This is a genomic window from Polynucleobacter sp. MG-5-Ahmo-C2 (assembly GCF_018687735.1).
GTDB lineage: Bacteria > Pseudomonadota > Gammaproteobacteria > Burkholderiales > Burkholderiaceae > Polynucleobacter.
Window position 1 is genome coordinate 1111902 of sequence record NZ_CP061304.1, and the last position, 21970, is coordinate 1133871.

Sequence of the window (21970 nt, forward strand, 5' to 3'; positions counted from 1 at the left end):
GGCTTATTTATTTAATTTACGAATACGCTCGATTGGCGTAATGATTTCAGTTAAGCGAATACCAAACTTTTCATTAATGACAACCACTTCACCCTTAGCAATCATGGTGCCATTGACCAAAATATCCATCAAATCACCAGCTGCAGCATCTAGCTCCACGATAGAGCCCTGAGTGAGCTGTAAGAGAGATTTAATTGGAATTTTAGTGCGGCCAATTTCCACAGATAACTGAACTGGAATATCTTTAATAAATTCCAAATCCTTTTCCTGTGGCTGGGACTTATCGCTTCCGTCTAATTCATTAAAAACGTCGGCTCCTACTTGATTGCCGGATTCAATTTCATCTGCCATCATTGGCTCCTTTTATATATTCAGATGCGTCAGGCTTTAAGAGCTTTTGAACTCGTAATGCGTACTGATTGTTATAGATTCCATAGCGACAAGACAATACTGGAACGTTGTCAATCGTCACGGGAATTTCTGCTGAAAAAGCTAAAGGGATTGTATCCCCAGCCTTCAGGGCAATAATCTCTTCCATCAACATACTTTTGCTACCCAAGTTAGCGACCACCTCAACTTCACAAGCCTGGACTTGATCAAGCAAACTCTCTTCCCAAACATGATCATGCTCAGCAACAACACTTTGCATCTGTGATGTCAGAATATCCATGATCGGCTCGAGCATCATGTAAGGGATGCACAAGTCTATTTCATAAGAGGATTCACCAATTCCAATGGTGAAGGTGGTGGTCGACATCAGCTCACTTGCCATAGCAATATTGACAAATGACAAATTCATTTCAGAGCTAATGTGCTCACATTCGATTGGGTATGCTGGAGCCCATGCTTCCTGATAAGAAGTGAAGAAAGTATTTAATAACTCACTCACAATCCGCAACTCAGTGGTTGTGAACTCTCGACCCTCAATGGTTACTGGAAAGCGTCCACCACCGCCAAAGAGATTGTCTACGGTATACAAGACAAAGCTCGGATCCATAATCAATAAAGCAGTACCGCGTAACGGCTTGAGCTTAATTAAATTAATGTTTGTTGGTTGGCTGTGCTTAGAAAGCAACTCACCATACTTACAGGTTGTTGTTGGTGATACTTTAATTTCTGTAAGTTGGCCAAACATAGTTGATGTAGTAATACGCAATAAACGTATAAAACGTTCATGCACTGTTTCGATCGTGGGCATGCGGCCACGAACCAGGCGCTCTTGGGTTCCTAAATTAAATGCCTTTGCATTGCCCTGCAGGTTTTGCTCCTGCATTTGGGCATTTTTTTGCTCCTCAGTTAACTCAACGTCTTTTAACAGCTCGTTAAGTTCGCCTTCGGTGAGATTTTCATCTGCCATGATGGGCTCGTACTTACTGAATAATGAAAGAAGTTAAATAGACGCCAGTGATCTTTTGCTCTGACTCGCTACCACTAAAAGGCTTTTGGAGTTGCTCAGTAATTTCAGCAATCAAGGCATTTTTTCCTTCTACTGAAGTAATTTCAGAGGCTTTTTTGTTGGTGAGAATGAACAAAATACGACTTCTCAACTCAGGCATATGCGCTTTTAAATTGGCGCTCATCTCTTCAGAAGGTACTTGTAAGTTCAATGTAGTTTGCAGATACTGCTGCGGCTCAGTACTCTCAGGGCGCAGATTCACTGTAAACACTTCCAAAGGTACGAAAATTTGGAGCTCAGGAACCTTCGGCTTGCTAGCCTCTGCTGAATGAGAATCAGCCTTCATTACCAGGAAATAATAAGCTGCACCACCAGCTAGAGCCAATACGAGCACAGCACCAAGGATGATGAATAGCATCTTTTTTGATTTGGGCTTAACCGGTTGTTCATTCTCTGACATTTACCACTCCATTGTGAAAATTATTCCTCATTATCGGGGGAAATCATGACACTAGATACTCAGAAAAGAGGGAGAAACACCCCTTATAAAGGCGTTTAGATGTTGCTTTTGGAGTTGTACTAGGCGGTATGCTTTGAAACAGCCAATCCCTTTTCAGGGGGATTATTCAGGAAAATTAAGCCGAGGTAATAAAGCTAGCGCCCGGGAAAGAGGTTGGCTGGGCCTGATATGGATGGCGCGGCATCATTTGACCGGTTGCGGCAGTGATACCAGCCAGGGAAGACATTTCCTTATTCGGGGTGCTCGGTGTATGGGCATTCAGCAAGCCATGTAACAGCGTGCCGGCTGCCGCATCGCCCAATTTAGAAAGGCCCAGAGAGGCGCCCGGCATAGCAACAGAGGCAATTGCCATACCCCCAGATAAAGTTTTACTTAAAAAGCTACCTAGACTATCCGTAAAGCTAGATGAGGGCTCAGTAATAGCGGATTTTTGCCCCCCTGAAACGCCATGAAATTCAGCCGAAACCCCTTTGGCTAGAAAGCCAGGGTTCAGCGAATTGCCAAATGAACTTGGAAGGTTAGCTAGATTAGACATGATTGGATTTTAGAGGGCTGGAATAGATTCAAATTAAAGAATAGAGGGGATTTTTACCCTTAATTCCAAGTTTTGGGTATTGATGTCCATTTTTAGAGCTTGTCTTGCCACTGAATCGGCGAGCCAACATGCTCGTATTCCTCAGTTTTGGGGTTATAAAAAGTCATTGCCCAGCTAGGATATTCTCGGGTGCTAATTTCACCCTCTTGGATTACGCTCACCAAAGTGTGTCGAGAATCCTGCTCAATTTTGGCAAAAAGGGCTTTCACAGCTGACTCTTCGCCCTCCAGAACTTCCATGAAATTGCCATCTTTAAACACCAACATACCGGTGATGCCAACCTTAGTATTGTCGCTACTCATCATAAAAGCCATATCCAGAAACTTTTCTCGAGTAAAAGTCTCTGTTGCAGAGCTGACGTAGATGAGTTGATAGATGGCCATAAAAATTACACGAATACGTTGACAGTGCCATCGTACTGCATTGACAAAGCTCGACTCTGAGCTTTGCTAGCTTTGGGTGCTTGCTCATTGAGCAGCTGACTCAACGCACTATGATGTTCATTTGAAAGGCTAGAATTGGCACCAGACTCCGCCTTAGAAGCAAGCGCGCTGGCTTCACTTTCTTCATAACTGGCTCCAGAGCGCACATCTGCCTGTTCCAAAATGAGATCCACTTCGCTCATAGAGCTACGCAATTGCTCTAAGCCATCTTGCAAGGCTTGACGCACATCAGCATTATTGGAAACGAAGGTGGCATTAACCTGATGATCTTTCACAGTAATCACAATTTTTAGAAGCCCAAGATTGTCAGGATTTAGATTTAAAACCGCTAAGTGCATATTAGCACCAACCATCAAAATCATTCTCTGGGAGATCTCTTCACTCCACTGCAAGGAACCAAATAGGGCATGCACTTGACCATGCATGGTATTTCCCTGAATTGGTAAATTAGCTAATTCAGATTCGCCACTGCTACCAGCTTCACCGCCATGCCCTTGGTTTTCTGAAGCAGAAATTCCCATAGCCGTAATCGCTTCAGTTTCTGGATTGACGCTCTTTTTAGGCGCCAGCTGATCTTTCTCATGAACTTCAAAACTGGTGGACTTTAATACTGCCTGGAAAGAACCTAGACGAGAGCGAGCTTGGGCCTGAAGAACCTCACTATCCGTATTTGGTCCAGATTCCTTAGAAAAAACACGCATATTTTTGGCTTGCGCTTGCATTTCGGCCAACTTGGCATATGCAAACTCAGTACGACCCTGGCTCAGAGTGCTTGCTTGAGGTGTAGATACTTGAGCAGAATTCACCTCACCTGATTTGGCAATATTGACAAAGGCATCGGCCTGTCTTGAAACCGCAGCCCTGATCTCCTCTTGATGAGGATTGTCCTTTGCTTGTAATTTGCTAGCCTGCACAATATTAGGCGATAAAAGCTGGGCAGTATTAACCGTATTTTTAGCGTCAAGCTCTTGAAATACTTTTACCTGGGAAGTAAGGAGTTGGCTAAAAATGGGTAAAGTCGCCACTCCAACACCAGAATTGGATGACTTTATAGTATCTTGCCCAACATTCGTGTTGAGCAAAGATTGGGTTTGGGCTTTGAGGTCAATATTCATGGCAATCTCAATTTAGGCGCTATGGTTATTGGCAGCTAAGAAGCGACGTTGATTGCTGCTGAACTCATCCATTTGCTTTTGCTCAAGTCTTGCCGCAAGCTTTTGCATTTGTAGTTGATTTCTTTCAATGATGACTTCGTATGATCTTTTTTTAGCCTGACATTTTTGCCAATAGGCTAAATGGTGCTTAACAATTTCTTCATATTGATGAATGGCACCCCCCTGACTCACAATTGCCTGGTCTAGGTTTTTCAAGAAGATGATGTAATTTTGCAAATCAGTAGCTGTGACGCCTTCCAGCGACAAAGCATTGCGCTGTGCAATATATTCATCGCGATAAGTTTGTAAGCGTGTTTCTTGCTCACGGGCCTGGGCTGCATCTCGATTTGCTTTGGCCAATCTTTCTGCAGCTTTATCGAGATTGCGCCTGGCAAGCTCTAGGAGAGTGCTCATACCGTTTAAAGTGCTCGCCATGATTAGCCTTGCTGCGTAATAATTTGATTAAGCTTCTCAATACTGTCTTGGGTATTGCACTGTGTTGCAAAATCTTGCTGCAGGAAGCTTTCAATCATCGTACGCTTCTGAATCGCTTCATCCAAAACAGCATCTGCTCCAGGTACATAAGCACCGACATTGATCAGATCCTGATTGCGGCTGTATTTTGAGCTGAGCTGTTTAAGTTTACGAGCTGATTGTTGGTGCTGGGTATCCACGATACTGTGCATGACGCGGCTAATCGATTGCTCAATGTCAATTGCAGGATAGTGGCCTGCTTCTGCTAGCACCCTATCAAGCACAATATGACCATCTAAAATTGCTCTGGCAGCATCAGCAATTGGATCTTGCTGATCATCACCCTCAGTCAGGACAGTATAAAAAGCGGTAATTGAACCACCGCCAACATCACTATTACCAGCACGCTCGACTAACTTCGGTAGTTTTGCAAACACGGAAGGTGGATACCCTTTGGTTGCTGGGGGCTCACCGAGAGCTAGGGCGATTTCACGCTGCGCCATAGCGAAGCGGGTTAATGAATCCATGATCAGCAAAACATGCTTACCCTGGCTACGGAAATGCTCTGCGATCGATGCTGAATAATTCGCGCCTTGGAGACGCATGAGAGGTGAAGCATCCGCAGGTGCTGCAATTACTACGGAACGGGCTAAACCAACTTCCCCCAAAATATGTTCAATGAACTCTTTTACCTCACGTCCACGCTCACCAATCAAGCCGACGACGATGACATCAGCATCGGTATAGCGGGCCATCATGCCGAGTAACACGCTTTTACCAACACCTGAACCAGCAAAAAGACCCATTCGCTGACCACGCCCTACTGTAAGTAGGCTATTAATCGCCTTTACACCCACATCTAATATCGTATCGATTGGAGCACGCTTTAAAGGGTTGATCGGCTCAGACTGCAAGGGTGCAAAAACATCTGCTTGAAGGGGGCCGAGGCCATCTAAAGGTACGCCAGCTGCATCGAGTACACGACCTAAAAGATGATCGCCGACTGGTAGGCGAGTAACCCGACTTTCGCTCTGAACGGAATCATCATTGTGATCGAACGGCCTGTGAAATTGTGAAGTACGTATAGGCATTGACTTCAAAATCACTTTAGCAGAAGGAGCAATACCTTCGATATTGCTTTGGGGCATCAAAAATAAGCGCCCATGATCAAAGCCAACGACTTCTGCCTCAATCTGCTGACCATCACCCATTGGAATGACACAAACACTCCCAATCGGTAAAAATATTCCACCTGCCTCGATTACTAAGCCCGTCACCTTCGTAACGCGTCCAGCAACTTCAACGTTATCTACAGTCGATACTGCGCTAGAGCAATTACGCAAGTAATTATTCAGCAGCCCATCTAAATTCAGGTGAGATTGATCGGAGCCATGTGAATCGAGCTGGTTGGCAACAGTCATGATTTCTCCACCAGCCAATCATGGTTTTGACCTAAAGCATCACAAATTAAGCGCCAGCGATTCTCATGTGTGGCATCAACCGTATTTCCAGACGTTTCGATAATGCAAGCACCACGTTCAATGGAGAGGTCTTCTTCTATCTGCCAATTCTTTAATTCATCTTGCAAGTATTTCTGCACAATCTGCACATCTTCAGGATTTAATTTCAACTGAAGCGGTCCTTCGCTATCAATCAGACTATTGGTCGCCTGTCTCAAGATCGGAAGGATGGCTTCTTGATTGACCTTCAGATGCTCTTTCAGCATGGCTTTAGCAATATCTAGGGATAGTGCCAATACGTCTTCACACAAGACCTTACTTTTTTCTTTAGCAGTATTGGAAAATCCATTCATCAGATTTTTCAAGTCAGCCTGTTCAACCGCTAATTTTTCATTCGCCAAGTTCATGCCAGCTTCATGACCACTTTTCATACCACGGTCATAGCCATCCAAATAGGCTTTATCCAAGATCTCCTTAATCTTCTCGGGAGAAAAACTAATCGATTGTGACGGACTAGGCTCAGGCTTCACAGCCGGTTTAGTCGGAATCAGATCTGTGAAGAAAGATTCGCCTATCGCCTTGGGCCAGGCGCGAGAGGTTTCCATATTAGAGATAATCCTCACCGCCTCCGGCGCCCGGTAACATCACGGTGCCATCTTCAATTAAGCCTCTTACCACTACCAAAATTTCTTTTTGTTGCGCTTCAACTTCAGAGAGTTTGACGGGGCCTTTATTTTCTAAATCATCGCGCATCATATCGGCCGCACGAGAAGACATGTTTTTAAAGATTTTTTCACGAAGCTCAGCGCTTGCGCCCTTAAGAGCCGTTACCAAGACATCAGATTGAACATCGCGCAAGATGGTCTGAATTCCACGATCATCAATGTTGATGATATCATCGAAGGTAAACATCTCATCGTTAATCTTTTCCGCAATTTCAATATCGTATTCTTTAATACGATCCATCAGCACTTGCTGTGGAGCCTGGCCAATATAGTTCATGATGTCTGCAGCCGCACGAATACCACCAATTTGTTTCTTACTGGAGGTCGACGCGCCACTTAACAATCGGGCAAGTACGACGTTCAATTCTTTGAGCGCTTGCGGCTTCACCTCTTCTAAGGTAGCAATACGCAACATCGTATCCTTACGCAAATCCTCATTAAACAGAGTCAGAATTTGAGAGGCCTGTTCAGGCTCAAGGTGCACCAAAATCGTGGCAATAATTTGCGGATGCTCATAACGAATCAGATCGGCAACGGCCGCTGCATCCATCCACTTCAGATTATCAATACCTTCGGAGTCTTTATTCTCTAAAATACGTTCGAATAGACCGGAAGCAGTTTCTTGACCTAAGGCTTGAGTTAAGACATTGCGGGTAAATGAATCAGTATCGATATTCAGAGCTGCACCTTCACCGGCATAGCTAAAAAAATCTCTGAGGGTTTCCGCAACACTGGACTGCTCTACCCTGCGCAAAGTAGTCATCACGCCACTGAGCTTTTGGACGTCCCGAGGACTGACGAACTTCATCACTTGTGATGCACCCTCTTCACCGAGGGCCAACATCAAAATCGCCGCTTTAAGAACACTACTCTCGCTTGGATTTGCCATTAGCTATTTCCCACCCAACCCGCAACAACATCAGCCACTGCCCTTGGATTTTCCTTAGCCAAGGCCTGTACAGCCTTGAGGTCCTTTTGATACGGAGTTAATTTTGGTATAGGTCTGCCATTTTCGTCAAGATTATGATCAATTTCGGGAGCCTCATCCGGCGCCAGTAAATTGGCGAGCATCGGTTTAATAGCCTTACGGTACATCACAAAGAGTACCGCTAATCCCAAAATAATCTGACCAATATTTTTTGCCATTTCGATATAAACAGGGTCCTTCCAGACCGGCAATTCAGATATGTCAGCTTCCTTGATGGGTGTAAATGGGGTATTGACTACGCTGATGCTATCGCCTCTAGCTTCATTAAAGCCCATAGCCTGTTTGGCTAAATCAATGATCTGCTGTTTTTCAGCGTCATTTAAGGGGCGCGAAGTTGGCTTACCTTCTGCATCAACATCAGTCTTATTGTTTACGACCACTGCCACAGAAAGACGCTTCACACCACCCATCGATTTTTGTGTAAACAAGATGGTTTTATCAATCTCATAATTCGTAATCGAATTTCTTTGTGTGCTCATTGGATTTTGAGCTGCAGCATTATTGGCACCAGCGCCCGCACCAGCAGCAGCGCCACCAGGAGCCGCATTATTGGTCGTATTCAAAGGTGCAGTTGCATTTGCAGGCGGCTGATTAGTTAGGGCACCCGGCACACCACCATTGCTTGACCCTGAAGGGACAATCGATTCATTGGTTTGCAAGCTACGAATAACGGCAACCTCAGGCTTTTGATTTGGCTTGTAAATTTCATTAGCTTCTTCAGTATTTGAAAAATCGATTTCTACGTTAGCTTCAGCCCGCACATTTTTCTCTCCCAAAATTGGAGAAATAATGGCCTGAACACGGGACACAATATTTTTTTGGAGATTTTCAACATACTTAAGTTGATTTGCATCCAAGGTTTTAGATCCGCCCTTGCTGACATCGGAAAGTAAATTACCGTTTTGATCAACAATATCAACGTTAGCTAGACTTAAATTCGGTACGCTACTAGAAATCAAATGTGCTATTGCGCTAACTTGATGTTGGTCGAGAGTGCGACCTTGCATTAGCTTAACCAAAACAGATGCTGTTGGTTTTTGCGCATCGCGCACAAACACGGATGATTTAGGTATTGCCAAATGGACTCGCGCGCCATCTACTCCGGAGATTGCTTGGATACTGCGCTCTAGCTCACCCTCCAAGGCACGCTGAAAGTTCACCTGCTCTACAAACTGAGAGACACCAAATTTTTGGTTCTCTAGTAGCTCAAAGCCAACATTACCACCTCTAGGCAAACCCATCGCCGCTAGCTTTAAGCGGGTCTGGTATACCAAATCCGCCGGCACCAAGATTGAAGCACCGCCATCAGCCAATTTATAAGGAATATTTTGCTGTTCCAAAACGGCCACAATGGCACCGCCATCCTTGTCGTTGAAATTGGAAAACACAACCTTGTATTTAGGGCTCTGACTCCAAATCCAAAAGACTGCCATCACGGCAATGACCGCAGCAATACCTGCTGATAAAAGCACTTTTTTACTAGTGCCTTGCAAATTTAAGCGCGCTAACAAGCTTTCCATAACAATTTTCCCAGCCAATTAGTGAGATGAAAAGGCAGATTGAAGATCACCCTGGAAACTGATAAGATCGGTTTTTTGCATGATTTGTCCAATACGCCCTAATTAAATATGAAGATTAGCGCTTATTATGAATAGGGCAATTTCATTTCAATTGAAGGAATAAGGCCTTTTTTTCCTTCTTATTGCCAAAACTGATGCCATTCTTTACTGCTACATTACTTCCATTGAAAAGTTTCAGTGAGGAGTTCCATCATGAGTGTCGGCGCTATTGATTCAGGGCGTATTCAAGCAATGTTGGCCCAATTAAAGGCTGCGTCTGCGGCCGCCCCTGCAAATCTGGCTGCCCCTATTCAGGGCCTAGATGGCATTAAGGGACTTAATAACGGGGATGGCCCAAAGCCTGCCCCATCCATTGATTTTGCAACTGCACTGAGGTCATCTCTTGACCAGGTAAACCAAAACCAGGCCAAGGCAGTCGAGCTGGGTAAAAACTTTGCCCTGGGCGATGATAGCGTCAACCTATCTGATGTCATGGTAGCCACACAAAAGGCTAGCCTCTCATTCCAGGCCACTGTTCAAGTGCGTAATAAACTCGTTTCCGCTTATCACGACATTATGAATATGCAGGTTTAGTGCCTGGTGCCATTCGGATCTAAGCGGTAACCTTTTGTTCGGTAGCCTCGATCAATTCAGTGTGAGAATATTTTGAGCCGACAACGTCGCCCACTAGGTACACAATTACATCAACCGCAAATTTTCGTAATTGCGCTCTGCTTGTAAAGCTCTTACCACTAGAAAGAAGTACCAATACCTCCTTGGGATTAATCGTTTTTAGCTTGGGATGCAGAGAATTGCAAGTCTCCATCATATGCATCAATGCCTCGCCAGCATTTGAGCTTTGCATAAAATGCGCGTTATAAGCAGCGCTCATCTGCAGAATCAGGGTACTCTCAATGGATACGGCCATATTTTGGTCTCATCAGGTATAAAATTTTTTAACTAAATTAATTACTAACATAATCAACTTATAGTGAATATAACTTTATCTAAAAGCTGAAGATTTAGCAACATTACCCTGCCAAATAAGATAAACCTCTAATTTCGCTCTTCCAATTGATATAGCCATGCCAGGATTTCAGCAACCGCTTGATATAAAGCCGGGGGAATATTCTCGTCAAGATCGACCTGCATTAATAAACCGACCAGGCCTTTTGACTCATGAATATAAATATCATTCTCCTTGGCCCTGGCAATAATTTGCTCGGCAACCAAGCCTTTACCGCTAGCCAACACCTTGGGAGCAAATTCTCCATGCTCATAGGTCAAGGCTACTGCCTGCTGCAAAATCTTGGCCTTATCCATGGGAGATTACCTCCAAAGCTTTAAGCTCCTGACCATTGGCATTCAGGGTATTTTTGAGCTCGCTGATTTCTTGTTTAAATAAAGTTTCCGTCTGAGACTTATCTGCTTTTAATTGCACACTTAAGGTGTTAGCACGCAGGGTCAAATGGGCCTGCACCTTACCTAATTTAGGCAGCTCCAGTTCAATCACACTAACAATGGTTTGATCTGCACCTTCGTGAGAAGACGATTGGGGGGATTGCTCTTGCTCACAGGTCACCTGCCAATCCATGTGCTGACCGGGCCAAATGGTTCCACTCCAACGAATAGTTTGATTTTCCAACGCATCTAACTGCTTATTCACCACTTGCGACGCATTGAAGTTGGGGCGATTTTGTGGCTCCTTCTTTAATGCATTTAAGGGCCATTTGCCTTTAGCAAAATTGGCTAAATGGGATTCATAAAAGAGCCCACTCATAATGATGGCATTTTGCAGTTGGGCTGCAGTTATCTGTGCATTCTCAGGATGTTGCAGCAGCGGTGGCAATAAACTTTCCGCCTTCGAGAGCTGTCCTTGTAACAGCGCTTCATCTTGCAATTGCGCAATCAGCAAACTCGTACCACTCAAAATCACATTTTCTAATACCGCCTGATTGGCGCCGGCGCTTAATAATAAAAAGGTGGGGTTTGGGTTATTGCCTAGAAAGCGAAAATGAAGGACATCACCCAGCGTAAATTGACTATCTAGCTTCATACCAAACACTTGATCACCAATTTGCACTTCGGCTGTTCCAGCGGAGTCAAAGGCAATAATTTTTCCCAGGTACTCAACGCCAAGCTTCAGAGCGAGTTGGCTCGACTGCCCTATTCCCGCTGGAGCAATCAGTGGATTGATGGCGCCAATCGGATTTATGGGCATAAATCTTCTATCTAGTTATTTCTTGAACGACTGGCCATTCATTATGTCAGTCAGGCGCAACATCCAGGGCTGCATTAAATCCATGATTTCTTTATCGTTTGATAGGATTGTTTTGAGGCAAGCAATTTTTCGCTCAAGTGCTTCAGGAGTAAGGGGGGCTTGCTCACCATGCACCGGAATTTGATGAATATAGCCCTGGCACAGAATTTCTAATTTACCGTAGCCATCCCAGTCTTTTTGACGCGCGGCTTCTAACATCTGCTGACTGATTTCAGTCACAGCTTCATAGAGAGAGAGCATATCGCTATTGGGCATTAAATTTTTGACTTGTAAAAGCGATTGCTGTGATGATGTGAAAACCTTGTTTATCGAACATAGATATTACAAAACTTTGAGCCTAAACGATTCCAATATAAAACCCGTAAAAGCGCTCTAACTAGATTGATTAAGTGAAGCAATAAGAACTTTTATACTGCAAAGGTCCAAATTAAGCCAATAAATTGTTTTTAATCGCGTAATGCACTAATTCTGCATTGGTTTTCATACCCATTTTTTTCAGAGTGCGAGTGCGATACATGCTGACAGTTTTGGGCGAAAGACTGAGCTTTTCAGCAATCGCATTGACGGTTAATCCAGTGGCCACCATCATCATAAATTGATGCTCGCGGTCGGATAGGCATTGATGTGGATCGGCAGCAGATTGGGCATCGCCAAATCGATCCGCCAAAATTTCAGCGACAACTGGGCTGATATATTTTGCTCCAGTAGCAACGCGACGAATTGCTAAGACTAACTCTTGGGTAGGCTCACTTTTGGTAATGTACCCCAGGGCACCCGCAGATAAAACCCGGGCAGCATATTGTGAAGGCGGGTGCATTGATAGCACTAGGATGGCTAATTTTTGATTACTTCGGCGAATGGACTTAATCACCTCAATACCATTGCGGTCCTGCAAATCAATATCGAGCACTAAACAATCAAGCTCAGGATTGTCGGCCAGTTTAATTGCCTCCTTACCTGATTTAGCCTCTGCAACCACCACGATACCGGGGTGTGTGTTGAGCACCTGAACCAGACCCTCACGAATGATCGCGTGATCATCTGCAAGCGCAATACGTAGGTGCTTCATTAATGTCATAAAAGCCGTCTCAATTTAGTTCTATGACATTCTAACGAAATCTTCAGAATTGCCGAAAAGGACAAATTTACCAGTAAATCAACCCTTAACTGCACTCATCTGACGATCAAGTTCATTCGTCCATTGAATTGCCTGCAGCTGCAAATCTGTGAGCGATTGTGCAGAAATTCCTAAATGACTCCGAGAAGCTTCCATGCGACTAAAGTCTGCGGCCTCAATGGCGTCCGTTAAGACGAGTAATTGACCCAAAATACCCTCATGGTGCAAGAGCGCATTTTGTAAATGCTCTGCCAGGTGGATATGCTTGAGCACCTCTTCTAGAGTCTGACCAGTTACTTTATGAGCTAAAGAAAGAAGGCCCACCACAAAAGCCTGGTCGCTTAAACCAGGCTGAGTAATATCTTCGTGTTGGGATAAAAGCTCAATTAAGCGGGCACGATTGACTACTCTACGCTGCAATTCTGAAGTGGCAGCATTACCAGCTTCTGTATAGATTAAAAGCAACATCCATTGCAGTAGCTGCTTTTGACCCAAGGTGACCAAAGCCTGACGTACAGAGCTAATTTGCAAATGCCCCGCCACGCCAACAGAATTGACTAAACGAAACAGGCCCAATGTCAGATCAGGGTTGGCCTTAAAGAGTGGCTCTAAGGTTGTAATTCCCTCATCCTTAAATAAGAGTCCCACAATTTTCATAAGACTTACTTGCAATGCTTGCGGTTTCTTGCTGCGCATCACCAAAGGCTGAGAAAAATACGAGCCACTAAATAAACCAAAGCCCTGTGTTTTGCAAGCGGCTAGATCTTCACCAGTCTTGACTTGGGTTGCCCAAAAAATGGGGTTTCCGAATTGGCGTACATGATGAATGATTGCAGCAGTGGCGTCAGGTGAGCTTGTCTGCAAGTTCACCTTAACAATATCAACCAACGGCAAAATGGCATTACTACCGGCCCCTGCCCCCTTAATTTCAGATGTATCGCTCAAGCTTGAATCTACTAACGCTATCCGAAATCCAGCAGTTTTTAGCTCTTGCAGGCGCTTTAGCATCTCCGCATTCAGGGAAACGTCAGGCATGATTTCAAGAATGATGCGCTGAGCAGGAAGGATTTCCAGAGTATTGCTCATGAGCAGCTTTTCAGTGACATGAATAAAGCCGTCAGCAGAACCCAGAACTCCCTCTAAACCAAAGTGGCTCATTGAATTGACAATTACCTGAGTGCTCGTTGCTAAATCATCAGGCCGTCCTTCATCAACGCTCTCACGCGAACGAAAGAGCATTTCATAAGCCATTACCCTGCCTGAGCGATCAAACACAGAATTGCGTGCCAGAAAGATTTCAGAGGCGCTTAAATCCACGGAAGACTCAGTAGTGGCAATCATATGATCCTTGTTTAAAGGTGCCCCAGCCAGCGAATGGACGGACTTTGGCTATCCTGATAAATAAGATACCAATGTATAGCGAAAGGAGGATTTTCAATTCGAAGAATAAAGCCGTTTTTTTGGGCTTATTCTTTAAAACACATCTGAACTAGATGTAGGTTAAGAAAGGCCAAAAAACGATTCTTCTTAAACCAGAAAAGCGTTAAACCTTGATGTTTACGAGTTTTCCAGTACCTGAGGCAGGCATCAAATCATTAGATGAAGGACTTAAAGAATCTTTAGGGGTAGGCTTAGAGGCTCTGGATGCATCAAGCATAGAAGATGCAGCTTTCATCTCCTCTACCTTACCACTATTTAAGGCGCTTTCAATCGTATTAAATACGGCTGCTGGACTGAGGCCACCAGCAATTCCACTCAATCCGAGAAGGGCTTGTTGCGCTGCAACTACGTTTCCATTGCGTAAAGCAGACGTCAAAGCGCCCAAGTAAGCTTGGCGATTGTTGTCATTGGAACCACCTGAATTAACGGCGGATGTAGGTGTGATATCAATGCCCATAATTTTCTCCTGAGTAGAACTATTCCTTTCAAAATTTAATGATTAAACCCAAAAATGGGGGCTAACTTACAAGCCCTCACCATCTCTTACGGTCTGCAATGTAAAAACTTAAGCCCGAATGTTAGAAATTCTTTAATTTATTGTTAAAATATCTCAAGTTATTGATTTATTTGACTATTTTTTATTCTCTAAAGCAACTATTTTGGCCGTGATATCCATGGATTCTTGACTTGCATGCAAAATAGCCTCAATTTTCTTCTTGATCGAGTCAGAGCCTGATTCACCAAGAGAGTGCATTAATAGCTCGGCATTTAAGCGAATAGCTAGCAAAGGCTGACCCAAATCATGCAAAAGAGCCTCCATTTGGGTTTTTTGTTCCATAGGGATTTTTGCCCCAGCTAGTTGCAGGTCTTTTTATTGCCCTGAACTACGCAATTAGTGCCATTGGAATAGATTGTGCGATTACCGTTTGTCACCGAACTGCCTCCAGGGGAGTAATAAGTTGTAGTGCCGACCTGGGTTTGAGTGGAGCCATTAGGGCCATTCATGACGGTAACCGGTTGATTGTTATTGGGATTCCCAGCGATGTTACCCGCGTCATATGGAACAACGACGTAGTTGTTGTTATTGTTGCCGTAACCATTATTACCGCCGTTTCCGCCGCGCCCTATATCTCGACCGCCCGCACTTCCGCCAATCTCTGCGGCAAATCCAGGTAAAGAAATCATGATCAGGGCGACAATTGCTATTAATGGTTTAAGTTTCATCGACTTTATTCCTTTTGATCAATCCAAACCTCTATCCTACTCTTGAACCTGGCTTTGGTTTCTAGCCCAAGGTAAATTTGAGTTCACCCAGCTTTTCCACAACGCTGGTCACTACATCACCTTTTTTCAACCAAACTTGCTGATCCTTAGGCATATTGGCGATAACACCCTGAGGAGTGCCAGTGAAAATAATATCGCCGGGCTCTAAAGCCCAATACGTGCTGATATAGGCAAGTAACTTTTGGACATTATGAATAAAGTCAGAGGTATTGGAGTTCTGCCTCATCTCACCATTCACAAAAGTCTGAATTTGCAGGCTATTCGGATCGCCCACTAAATCAGCCGTCACAAAATAAGGGCCAATAGGTGCATATTGATCCAGGGTTTTACCAATCATCCATTGACCGCCAGGAAGGTCGAGCTGTAAATCACGTGAGGTGAAATCATTTGCAGTGCAGTAGCCAGTAACATAATTAAGGGCTTCTGATTCAGGGATATTGCGACCTTTTTTTCCGACCACTACTAATAGCTCGGTTTCGTAGTCAAGCTTATAGGAAACATCAGGCGGAGGAATTTCTAGTACAGAATGATGGGCAGTCAAGCTGTTGTCATACTTGTTAAAAAGCGCTGGAACGGCTGACTTGGCCACCCCCATCTCTTCTGCATACTGTCGATAATTAATACCAACACAAATAATTTTTCCTGGATTCTTAAAAAGCCTGCCGTACCGAATTTTCGCTTCAGGTAAGTAAGGCACCCCAGACTTTTCTGCACCAGCTAGCACCTTATAAAATGCGTTGGCATTACCCTCTTGTAGCAATTGATCCAAAGTGTATGGTGCAGCAATATTGAGTTTCTTGGCGACGGCACGAACGTCAATGACCCCTTTTGCGCTGATGACACCCATTGTCTCTGAGCCATCGCTATTCTTCATCGATAGAATCTTGGCATTTTTGACCATCATGTGAGGGCCGCTATAGGCTTCTTGCTCTTTGACAAACTTAAATCTGCGCGCAGCAGCATCAGAAGTAAATCCGAGGGTTGAGGCAGCCACAATACCAATTCCAGACAAGGAAAATGACTTGATAAAGCGACGACGTGCGCTCATGCTTACTCCGACTTAATTGATAAGTTATGTAGTTTAACGGTTAAGCTATTCATCATCTGAAGCTGCCGCCTGCTCCCAAACGTCTTCATCCGGAGCCAGTTGAGTTTGGGAAACGAAGGTTTTAATGGCCAAAAGAGAGTCTTGAGCAACATCATCTAAAGTTAGGGATCCCAATTCACCTGAACACAGCTGCTGGCATTTTTGTAAGTCACCAATTTCAGCGGCTTCGGCAAGAGTCAGTAAACCGCCCAAAACCCCACTTCGATCAGCAATTGCATCGACCACGACACCGGGCAAGTTGAATTTAGACAAAATCTCACGACTAGATTCATCGAAGAGGTTATCAATTAAAGATAAGCCGCCAACCAAGAAAGCCAAATCGCTTGATCCCAAGCCTGCTCCAGCTGGCAACTTGACCGACGCCAATTCCATAAAGAATGCTCTGACGCAAACCAACTGGAGCAATGGGGTAGATTCTAGTGAGACCTTAGCCTTGCTATCTGCGTATAAAAGCAATTGAGTCCAACGAGTAATGCGCTTGACCCCAGAAATCACTGCAGCATCTCTAATATTCTCTGGCTTAGCGCGTTTTCTGCCAGCATCGACTTCTGCAATCACCATTAAGTGTTTGGCAACTACTGGGTTTAACTCTATTTCATCAACGAGCTCATGCAGCTCGGGAGATGAAAGCAGCAAAGTCAGGAGCTTCAGAATTTTGCGGTAATCATCACCTCGATGTAGTGAAAGCTCTGGATCAGGCTTAATAAAATAAAAGCCCTCATAGGCATCACAACCTAAATCGCGGGCCTGATGAAAATCTTCTGGGGTCTCTACATGAGTGGCGATGATTTGCATCACAGCACCATCGCTAGCACCTTTTGCCCCTTTTTTTGCAGGAGACTTGGTATCTCTTGGCAGAGGGGTAGCCTTACAAAAATCAATCAGGCTGGCTGCGCTCTCTACCTCATGAAGATTAAGCTTCACATATCGAAACTTCGGCAATATATCTTCGAGACCATCAAACACTTCTGCTAAACCAGTCAGTACAAATTTGTAGCCGATATTCGAGAGCTTCTCAAGCTTTTCAAGAATCTCAGGCACTTTGGGCTCATCTGAAGGGTCAGGATTTTTGGCATCCTTCTTGCTTTCTTCAGCCCCCTCATCCTCAAGAGGTTCAGTTTTAATTGCTTCAAGAATCTCCGCCAAATCGATTTGCAAAGGAAACTTGATCGCAGGAATACCGCGCAGCTCATCCCCCAAGTGATGAGTATGAATTTTGATGAATCCGAGATGCTGGCCAAGTGACTGAGCCACCCCCTTTGTCTTGAGTGCATAAAGCATTTCACCAAGGGTTACTTCTTTGATTTGATTACCATCATCATCACGCAAATTCTCATCCGTAATTTCGTCGGGATAAGTGACTTGTGCCTTAGGGTCTTCTGCTAAACGCTTAGCAATTTGTGCCAACACGTCATTCCGCTCATTGACCCGCTTTGCTTTAAGCGTAGTTCCAGGTCGGAAAAAGAGCTCATATCCAATAATCGCTTGCTCACGATCAATGATGGGTTCGCGCCCTAAATACGGATTTTCAGGCGGCACCTTTTCAGGCCCCCTAGGAGCTTGCACTGGAGAAGACTGAGTTTTTTTGCTAAATAGTGCCATTTATTTTCTTAATAAAAAGAATGCCTTTCTAATGAATTACTTGTTAAGCGGACTTAGGTATCTGCATTTTGAGAGCCGTCCCACTCCTTAATATAGCGTTCTAAAAATTTAATTTGGCCCGTTCTGTGCTCTAAAGTATCTTTCACTACATCTCCAACAGAAATCACCCCCCTTACCTTGCCTGCATCTACTACAGGCAAGTGACGGATTCTTTTGGAAATCATGATTTGCATGCAGTCACGCAAATCATCTTCATATCCGACCGAGATGGGATTGAGAGTCATCGCATCTTTGACCAATACTTCTTTTGCACTCAAACCGGGAAGCAGCACTTTAATTGCACAATCCCCCTGCGAAATGATTCCCACCAATTTTTCTGAATCAATCACCAATACTGAACGAACAAGATTGTCGCGCATGAGCTCCAATACTTTGACAACATAATCGGAGGGTGTAACTGAAATCAGCATATTCGACTTGTTGGCTAAACAGTTTTTTACCAATGGCATACGATGCTTACCCTTTTATATCTACAGATCAATATCCGCGCTGGAAAACCCAACTCGCAAAGTACATTGTTCATGTGTAGATTCTATCTAAGCCATGAACTTATTCAAGCAAAAACAAAGCCCCACTCAGAACTACGCCCATCCTAGCTCTATTGGCATGCTTTTGTGATAAATCTTAGGGAAAATCCTGAAAAGAGTGGCTTTGGCGCTATAACTCCATTTGGAGGCCTGGCATTAATTTACTTAAAGATTTTTAACTGCGATTCTTTAACCTTGAAATGCTCAAAGAGCTGTCTTCCAAGAGAGTAGTTTTCCGAAGTATTGGTATCTAAAATAATGAAGGATTCGGCAGTAGATTTTTCTTTATTGAACAGGATATCGCCAGCGAATACAAAAGTTAAACTACTTTTTCCTTTTGTCTCTACGGTAACAAATTTGAGAGAGCTCATTAAAAAGGATGGGTATTTTGACAGCCTCTCTACATCAACCTCATCACCCATCATTATTTTTGGTGAGGCCCCGCGTGATAAATCTACATTCGGCTTAACTAAACCCTGAGGATCTAATTTACCAACTGGATGGAGATACATCCTGTCTTTAGTAATTAATACTTCATAAGCAGTAGTGTCGGTTTGTTTTGTGCCAGCCAAGGCTCTTATGTAGGTTGCAACTGAGTGAGAATTCTTTTCATCGATGAGTACGTCTCGTGGGACAAATTTAAAGAAGATTTTTGCCTTTTCACCGCTAGTAGTAACGGGTGCTTTTTGCTCGACCGGATTTACTGCTGGGGCATCATTTTTTGCGCCACACTTAGAGCAAAATTTTGCACCCACATCAAGTTTATTACCGCAAGCTGAACAAAACATCTTTTTTAAACCCTAAATTAGTTCCCTAGAATACAAAAACTTATTCGCAACAATGTAAACAAGCAATTCAAGAAGAGAGTACAAGCAACACTAGTGCAACTATATTCTACTTAGAGAATTTAGGTGCGGCTTTTGAACTTCAGGTTCCAGCTATTGCCGTTTTTATCCCAATACTCTCGGTAGATTGCGGAACCATCGCCCTGACCTATCGGCTGGTCAATCACCAAGGTAGATGTTGACTCAGGAGCATAAATAGCCTCAGGTGGTCGCACAGTTTTGCTTTTGAGGCCTTGAGATCTATAGGCAGCAATTTCATTACTAACCTTGGTTGCGCGGGCGCTCCAATCAGACTTCTTCAGCCACTGAACTGATGGAACTACGGTCACATTGATTTGACGTTTACTAGCCAACTCAATAATTTCGCGGACATCGTCATTAGCAAAAGCAAGACAACCATCAGAGGCTTTGGGAGCTCTGCTGTAGGTGTCTTTGGGAACGCCATGCAGCCAAATTCCTGAGCCACTGATATCTAACTTCTTATCGAGCGCATTCGGGAAACTTAATTCCAAAGCACCTGCACCAAAAATAGATCTCAATTGCTGCTTCGGAATCTGCATCGTGACAGAGTAGACGCCTAAGGGAGACTTGAGATCACCCTCTTTTTGCTTACCAACGCCCAATTTACCAATGGTGACGTAATAATCCTTCTCCCAAACTGGGTCTCCGTCTTTATTGCGCAAGAGATAAGCGCGGGAAATGGATGCATCGACCAAAATAACATCTGCATTTTTCGGCATCTTTAAGACCTGAGCTGGACGTAACTCAGCCAAATTAGGGATGACGGAATTTCTTAACTGCAGCTCAGACAATAGATTCTGCGGCGCTTCGCCATCGCGCACTTCGCTCTTAGACTTATTCGCAATTGCTCCACCTGTGAGGGCTGTTAGCAATTCGGCGCGCATAAAGGTTGCCAAACGGAAATTGGGATGCTCCACTTCGGACTTATTTAATATCTCCATAGCCTTATCAAGGTTGCCATTGCGAACCAACTCTTGAGTAGCCTGACGAACGGTAGCATCGCCATTAGCCAGACACAAAATTGGCGTCATACAAAAGCTAGCAATCAATAAGTGCTTCAAACGCAATTTCAGAGCTCCGCTATTGAGGTGTGAGTTATTTATTGAATTCACGAGTAATCAACCAAGTTCCCTTGTCATTTACCCACTCCAAACACTTCACAGAGTTTGTGTTGACGTTTGCAGAGTTGTACTTCTGTCTAAACGTAACCAGAATCTTGTTCTTTGACTTGACTACTTTCATGATGCTGATTTCAACATTAATAGCGCCTGGTTTGGCAACCCTCTGTTTCCTTTGCTCCAACCAATCTGCATAAGACAAGCCCTTATCAGGCGAGAAACTAGGTGAGTAAAAAGCCAAATATGATTTGACATTCTTGCTCGACCACGCCTTGACCCAATTTCCCATATTGGCAGTAATGAGCTCAAGCTCTTGAGGAGTTGGTGATGTGTCCTTCTCCGCTGCTGCAACCTGGGCCGGTGGAGCCTCCACCACTGGAGTCGCTACAGGACTGGTCTTGGGCGCCTGAGAACTTGGAGTAGCGAGTGGTGCTGCTGGCGTTACTGGGGCAGGCGCTTTTGGAGCCTGTGCAACGACTATCGGCTTATCTACTAAATCAGCACCTCCATTAGAGGCTGCCAAGAGAATTGGGGCGGGTGCTGAATTTTTTTCATTCAATGCTTTTGCATAGGCCTCTGCTGCCTGTGCTGAATAAATTTTGCGCAAACTTCTGTAGGCTGGCGTCGCGGTATTTAGGGCTGTTTCTAAGACCTTCCGTGCCTGCTCTTTCTTATCCATTCCCCATAAGGCAACTGCATAGTTATTGGCAACTAAGAGATTGGCATGATCTTTTTCATAATAGGGCTCCAAAAGATTGGCGGCCTCTTGCCAGCGCCCCAGCATTAATAAAGCAGAAGCTTTAGTGTTTGCATAGTCAATTGGGGATAGATCCTTCTTCAGCACCTCGACTTGGGCAAGCGCTGCTTTTGAGTCCCCTTTTAATAAAAGATTGTCAATTGCCTGTGTTGATACATAAGCAGATGCAGGAGCAATACTGATAAAAAAGAGTATTAAGGCGCCATAAAAGAATTGCAGGGAGTTCTGCAATAAGCACAATTTTCTAGCTATAGATGAGCGAACTTCAGTCAAAATGGATGGCATTAGGGGAAAGGGGCATTTAAACCCATCGATTTTAGCATTTTAGTGAAAATTATCAATGCCGATAGTCTTTTACAGCGCATTAACCCAATCCACCCACCTTCAAAACCCCCAAAGAATGGGCCCAGAAAGAGACCTTTTTGCCCCTGGATTGTGAGCATTTATCTGTCTTTTCAAAAGGCACTAAGTCGAGCATCATGGACCGACAACTACA

Annotated in this window: 27 protein-coding genes; 1 reads left to right on the forward strand and 26 read right to left on the reverse strand. The window is 44.2% G+C overall.

Annotated elements, in window-relative coordinates; genetic code table 11:
* Window positions 1–3: 3 nt before the first annotated feature.
* The 11 genes from fliN to fliF all read right to left on the reverse strand — a co-directional run bounded on the left by fliN (window position 4) and on the right by fliF (window position 9275).
* Complete coding sequence (gene fliN / locus C2740_RS05790) at window positions 4–354, reverse strand: flagellar motor switch protein FliN (RefSeq protein WP_215292206.1); 351 nt, start codon at window positions 352–354, stop codon at window positions 4–6.
* Entirely contained in the window at window positions 341–1357 is a 1017-nt protein-coding gene (gene fliM, locus C2740_RS05795; RefSeq protein WP_215292208.1) for a flagellar motor switch protein FliM, read from the reverse strand. The genes fliN and fliM overlap by 14 nt, the downstream gene beginning before the upstream one ends.
* Before the next feature lie 13 nt (window positions 1358–1370).
* Window positions 1371–1856 carry a flagellar basal body-associated protein FliL gene (fliL, locus tag C2740_RS05800; RefSeq protein WP_215292210.1) on the reverse strand — a complete coding sequence of 162 codons (486 nt, stop codon included), beginning with the start codon at window positions 1854–1856 and terminating at the stop codon, window positions 1371–1373.
* Window positions 1857–2031: 175 nt separating this feature from the next.
* A complete protein-coding gene (locus C2740_RS05805; RefSeq protein ID WP_215292212.1) occupies window positions 2032–2451 on the reverse strand; it encodes a hypothetical protein in 420 nt (139 codons plus the stop codon).
* Window positions 2452–2543: 92 nt separating this feature from the next.
* Window positions 2544–2894 (reverse strand): BLUF domain-containing protein, encoded by a 351-nt coding sequence (locus C2740_RS05810; protein ID WP_215292213.1) that lies wholly within the window; start codon window positions 2892–2894, stop codon window positions 2544–2546.
* Window positions 2895–2899: 5 nt separating this feature from the next.
* Entirely contained in the window at window positions 2900–4069 is a 1170-nt protein-coding gene (locus tag C2740_RS05815) for a flagellar hook-length control protein FliK (RefSeq protein ID WP_215292215.1), read from the reverse strand.
* A 12-nt stretch (window positions 4070–4081) separates the two neighbouring features.
* Window positions 4082–4543, reverse strand: coding sequence for a flagellar export protein FliJ (fliJ, locus tag C2740_RS05820; protein WP_215292217.1), 462 nt, complete (start codon window positions 4541–4543; stop codon window positions 4082–4084).
* Window positions 4544–4545: 2 nt separating this feature from the next.
* Window positions 4546–6003, reverse strand: coding sequence for a flagellar protein export ATPase FliI (gene fliI, locus C2740_RS05825; RefSeq protein WP_215292219.1), 1458 nt, complete (start codon window positions 6001–6003; stop codon window positions 4546–4548).
* Window positions 6000–6647: a FliH/SctL family protein gene (locus C2740_RS05830; RefSeq protein WP_215292221.1), complete on the reverse strand. Its 648-nt coding sequence runs from the start codon at window positions 6645–6647 to the stop codon at window positions 6000–6002. The genes fliI and C2740_RS05830 overlap by 4 nt, the downstream gene beginning before the upstream one ends.
* A gap of 1 nt (window position 6648) precedes the next feature.
* Entirely contained in the window at window positions 6649–7656 is a 1008-nt protein-coding gene (gene fliG, locus C2740_RS05835; protein ID WP_215292223.1) for a flagellar motor switch protein FliG, read from the reverse strand.
* On the reverse strand, window positions 7656–9275 hold the full coding sequence (fliF, locus tag C2740_RS05840) for a flagellar basal-body MS-ring/collar protein FliF (RefSeq protein WP_215292225.1): 1620 nt from the start codon (window positions 9273–9275) through the stop codon (window positions 7656–7658). Before fliF ends, fliG begins: the two co-directional genes overlap by 1 nt.
* A gap of 252 nt (window positions 9276–9527) precedes the next feature.
* Here fliF and fliE point away from each other — a divergent pair, with 252 nt between their 5' ends.
* Complete coding sequence (gene fliE / locus C2740_RS05845; protein ID WP_215292227.1) at window positions 9528–9908, forward strand: flagellar hook-basal body complex protein FliE; 381 nt, start codon at window positions 9528–9530, stop codon at window positions 9906–9908.
* Between the two features lie 19 nt (window positions 9909–9927).
* Here fliE and C2740_RS05850 read toward each other — a convergent pair whose 3' ends face one another.
* The 15 genes from C2740_RS05850 to C2740_RS05920 form a co-directional block, all read right to left on the reverse strand.
* Window positions 9928–10242 carry a hypothetical protein gene (locus tag C2740_RS05850; protein WP_215292229.1) on the reverse strand — a complete coding sequence of 105 codons (315 nt, stop codon included), beginning with the start codon at window positions 10240–10242 and terminating at the stop codon, window positions 9928–9930.
* A gap of 128 nt (window positions 10243–10370) precedes the next feature.
* Complete coding sequence (locus C2740_RS05855) at window positions 10371–10637, reverse strand: EscU/YscU/HrcU family type III secretion system export apparatus switch protein (RefSeq protein ID WP_215292239.1); 267 nt, start codon at window positions 10635–10637, stop codon at window positions 10371–10373.
* Entirely contained in the window at window positions 10630–11535 is a 906-nt protein-coding gene (locus C2740_RS05860) for a flagellar hook-length control protein FliK (protein WP_215292241.1), read from the reverse strand. The genes C2740_RS05855 and C2740_RS05860 overlap by 8 nt, the downstream gene beginning before the upstream one ends.
* Before the next feature lie 15 nt (window positions 11536–11550).
* A complete protein-coding gene (locus C2740_RS05865) occupies window positions 11551–11850 on the reverse strand; it encodes a flagellar protein FliT (RefSeq protein WP_215292243.1) in 300 nt (99 codons plus the stop codon).
* A gap of 172 nt (window positions 11851–12022) precedes the next feature.
* Window positions 12023–12673: a response regulator transcription factor gene (locus C2740_RS05870; RefSeq protein WP_215292245.1), complete on the reverse strand. Its 651-nt coding sequence runs from the start codon at window positions 12671–12673 to the stop codon at window positions 12023–12025.
* Window positions 12674–12751: 78 nt separating this feature from the next.
* Complete coding sequence (locus C2740_RS05875; RefSeq protein ID WP_215292247.1) at window positions 12752–14053, reverse strand: EAL and HDOD domain-containing protein; 1302 nt, start codon at window positions 14051–14053, stop codon at window positions 12752–12754.
* Between the two features lie 202 nt (window positions 14054–14255).
* Entirely contained in the window at window positions 14256–14609 is a 354-nt protein-coding gene (locus C2740_RS05880; RefSeq protein WP_215292249.1) for a hypothetical protein, read from the reverse strand.
* Window positions 14610–14783: 174 nt separating this feature from the next.
* The gene (locus C2740_RS05885; protein WP_215292251.1) at window positions 14784–14990 is read right to left on the reverse strand and encodes a hypothetical protein; all 207 of its coding nucleotides are present in this window, start codon (window positions 14988–14990) and stop codon (window positions 14784–14786) included.
* 17 nt (window positions 14991–15007) lie between these two features.
* The gene (locus tag C2740_RS05890) at window positions 15008–15376 is read right to left on the reverse strand and encodes a hypothetical protein (protein ID WP_215292253.1); all 369 of its coding nucleotides are present in this window, start codon (window positions 15374–15376) and stop codon (window positions 15008–15010) included.
* 61 nt (window positions 15377–15437) lie between these two features.
* Window positions 15438–16484, reverse strand: coding sequence for a fumarylacetoacetate hydrolase family protein (locus C2740_RS05895; protein WP_251369608.1), 1047 nt, complete (start codon window positions 16482–16484; stop codon window positions 15438–15440).
* 45 nt (window positions 16485–16529) lie between these two features.
* Window positions 16530–18146 carry an EAL and HDOD domain-containing protein gene (locus C2740_RS05900; protein WP_215292255.1) on the reverse strand — a complete coding sequence of 539 codons (1617 nt, stop codon included), beginning with the start codon at window positions 18144–18146 and terminating at the stop codon, window positions 16530–16532.
* A gap of 53 nt (window positions 18147–18199) precedes the next feature.
* A complete protein-coding gene (locus C2740_RS05905) occupies window positions 18200–18616 on the reverse strand; it encodes a CBS domain-containing protein (RefSeq protein WP_251369609.1) in 417 nt (138 codons plus the stop codon).
* A gap of 278 nt (window positions 18617–18894) precedes the next feature.
* Entirely contained in the window at window positions 18895–19521 is a 627-nt protein-coding gene (locus C2740_RS05910; RefSeq protein ID WP_215292267.1) for a zinc ribbon domain-containing protein, read from the reverse strand.
* Between the two features lie 119 nt (window positions 19522–19640).
* Window positions 19641–20711 carry a murein L,D-transpeptidase family protein gene (locus C2740_RS05915; RefSeq protein WP_215292269.1) on the reverse strand — a complete coding sequence of 357 codons (1071 nt, stop codon included), beginning with the start codon at window positions 20709–20711 and terminating at the stop codon, window positions 19641–19643.
* A complete protein-coding gene (locus tag C2740_RS05920) occupies window positions 20695–21759 on the reverse strand; it encodes a tetratricopeptide repeat protein (protein ID WP_215292271.1) in 1065 nt (354 codons plus the stop codon). Before C2740_RS05920 ends, C2740_RS05915 begins: the two co-directional genes overlap by 17 nt.
* Window positions 21760–21970 lie beyond the last annotated feature (211 nt).

What these genes read in the sequence shown, in the direction of transcription:
- C2740_RS05885 (WP_215292251.1), bottom strand. Translation starts at nt 14,990, where the DNA reads ATGGAACAAAAAACCCAAATGGAGGCTCTTTTGCATGATTTGGGTCAG.
- C2740_RS05860 (WP_215292241.1), bottom strand. Translation starts at nt 11,535, where the DNA reads ATGCCCATAAATCCGATTGGCGCCATCAATCCACTGATTGCTCCAGCG.
- C2740_RS05815 (WP_215292215.1), bottom strand. Translation starts at nt 4,069, where the DNA reads ATGAATATTGACCTCAAAGCCCAAACCCAATCTTTGCTCAACACGAAT.
- C2740_RS05870 (WP_215292245.1), bottom strand. Translation starts at nt 12,673, where the DNA reads ATGACATTAATGAAGCACCTACGTATTGCGCTTGCAGATGATCACGCG.
- fliI (WP_215292219.1), bottom strand. Translation starts at nt 6,003, where the DNA reads ATGACTGTTGCCAACCAGCTCGATTCACATGGCTCCGATCAATCTCAC.
- C2740_RS05900 (WP_215292255.1), bottom strand. Translation starts at nt 18,146, where the DNA reads ATGGCACTATTTAGCAAAAAAACTCAGTCTTCTCCAGTGCAAGCTCCT.
- C2740_RS05850 (WP_215292229.1), bottom strand. Translation starts at nt 10,242, where the DNA reads ATGGCCGTATCCATTGAGAGTACCCTGATTCTGCAGATGAGCGCTGCT.
- C2740_RS05875 (WP_215292247.1), bottom strand. Translation starts at nt 14,053, where the DNA reads ATGATTGCCACTACTGAGTCTTCCGTGGATTTAAGCGCCTCTGAAATC.
- fliF (WP_215292225.1), bottom strand. Translation starts at nt 9,275, where the DNA reads ATGGAAAGCTTGTTAGCGCGCTTAAATTTGCAAGGCACTAGTAAAAAA.
- fliL (WP_215292210.1), bottom strand. Translation starts at nt 1,856, where the DNA reads ATGTCAGAGAATGAACAACCGGTTAAGCCCAAATCAAAAAAGATGCTA.
- fliE (WP_215292227.1), top strand. Translation starts at nt 9,528, where the DNA reads ATGAGTGTCGGCGCTATTGATTCAGGGCGTATTCAAGCAATGTTGGCC.
- C2740_RS05880 (WP_215292249.1), bottom strand. Translation starts at nt 14,609, where the DNA reads ATGGGCATTGATATCACACCTACATCCGCCGTTAATTCAGGTGGTTCC.
- fliJ (WP_215292217.1), bottom strand. Translation starts at nt 4,543, where the DNA reads ATGGCGAGCACTTTAAACGGTATGAGCACTCTCCTAGAGCTTGCCAGG.
- C2740_RS05890 (WP_215292253.1), bottom strand. Translation starts at nt 15,376, where the DNA reads ATGAAACTTAAACCATTAATAGCAATTGTCGCCCTGATCATGATTTCT.
- fliG (WP_215292223.1), bottom strand. Translation starts at nt 7,656, where the DNA reads ATGGCAAATCCAAGCGAGAGTAGTGTTCTTAAAGCGGCGATTTTGATG.
- C2740_RS05830 (WP_215292221.1), bottom strand. Translation starts at nt 6,647, where the DNA reads ATGGAAACCTCTCGCGCCTGGCCCAAGGCGATAGGCGAATCTTTCTTC.
- C2740_RS05920 (WP_215292271.1), bottom strand. Translation starts at nt 21,759, where the DNA reads ATGCCATCCATTTTGACTGAAGTTCGCTCATCTATAGCTAGAAAATTG.
- fliN (WP_215292206.1), bottom strand. Translation starts at nt 354, where the DNA reads ATGATGGCAGATGAAATTGAATCCGGCAATCAAGTAGGAGCCGACGTT.
- C2740_RS05805 (WP_215292212.1), bottom strand. Translation starts at nt 2,451, where the DNA reads ATGTCTAATCTAGCTAACCTTCCAAGTTCATTTGGCAATTCGCTGAAC.
- C2740_RS05910 (WP_215292267.1), bottom strand. Translation starts at nt 19,521, where the DNA reads ATGTTTTGTTCAGCTTGCGGTAATAAACTTGATGTGGGTGCAAAATTT.
- C2740_RS05905 (WP_251369609.1), bottom strand. Translation starts at nt 18,616, where the DNA reads ATGCTGATTTCAGTTACACCCTCCGATTATGTTGTCAAAGTATTGGAG.
- C2740_RS05855 (WP_215292239.1), bottom strand. Translation starts at nt 10,637, where the DNA reads ATGGATAAGGCCAAGATTTTGCAGCAGGCAGTAGCCTTGACCTATGAG.
- fliM (WP_215292208.1), bottom strand. Translation starts at nt 1,357, where the DNA reads ATGGCAGATGAAAATCTCACCGAAGGCGAACTTAACGAGCTGTTAAAA.
- C2740_RS05865 (WP_215292243.1), bottom strand. Translation starts at nt 11,850, where the DNA reads ATGCCCAATAGCGATATGCTCTCTCTCTATGAAGCTGTGACTGAAATC.
- C2740_RS05895 (WP_251369608.1), bottom strand. Translation starts at nt 16,484, where the DNA reads ATGAGCGCACGTCGTCGCTTTATCAAGTCATTTTCCTTGTCTGGAATT.
- C2740_RS05810 (WP_215292213.1), bottom strand. Translation starts at nt 2,894, where the DNA reads ATGGCCATCTATCAACTCATCTACGTCAGCTCTGCAACAGAGACTTTT.